At 64.6% G+C, this 809-nt stretch carries 1 protein-coding gene; it reads right to left on the reverse strand.

Annotated elements, in window-relative coordinates:
* Window positions 1-809: IS3 family transposase (locus MKL11_RS33670; RefSeq protein ID WP_243951187.1), on the reverse strand; the 809-nt coding region annotated here is incomplete at both ends.

Genomic DNA, 809 nt, shown 5'->3' on the forward strand with positions numbered 1-809 from the left:
TGGCCGGTGGAGCTGGTCGGGCGAGCGCAGCCGGCCAAGCGGTGAAGGCTGGCATGAACACCTCTGGTGCCGGCGGCCGGTATCCCAGTGAGGCGTGCGGGCGTACGGTGTTGTAGTGACGTCTCCAGCTTTCGATCACGACCTGCGCCTCCTTGAGTGTGTAGAAGATCTCACCGTTGAGCAGTTCGTCGCGAAGGCGCGCGTTGAAGCTTTCGACGGAGCCATTCTCCCACGGTGAGCCCGGAGTGATGTAAGCCGTCGTGGCTCCGACGCCGGTGATCCAAGCTTGGACAGCCTTCGCGACGAGCTCCGGCCCGTTATCCGAACGGATATGGCCCGGCACGCCACGCAGGATGAACAGATCCGAGAGCACGTCGATCACATCGACCGCTTTGAGCTTGCGGGCGACCCGGATCGCCAAGCATTCATGTGTGAACTCGTCGACGACGTTGAGCATCCGGAACTTACGTCCATCATGCGTGCGCGCCTCGACGAAGTCATACGCCCACACGTGATTGCGGTATTCCGGGCGAAGACGGATACAGGAGCCGTCGGTCTCCCAGATCCGCCCTCGTTTGGGCTGCTTGGCCGGGACCTTCAGGCCCTCACGCCGCCAGATGCGCTCGACACGCTTGTCGTTGACGAACCACCCGGCCGCCTTCAGCAGTGCGCTGATCTTCCGGTAGCCGTAGCGACCGTACCGCTCCGCCAGCGCGATGAGGTCGGCCGTCAGCGCCTCTTCGTCGTCGCGCCCCCGCGGCACCTTGCGCTGTGTCGAGCGATGCTGACCGAGCGCCCGGCAGGCGCGA

Source organism: Methylobacterium sp. J-077, assembly GCF_022829365.1.
Lineage (GTDB): Bacteria > Pseudomonadota > Alphaproteobacteria > Rhizobiales > Beijerinckiaceae > Methylobacterium.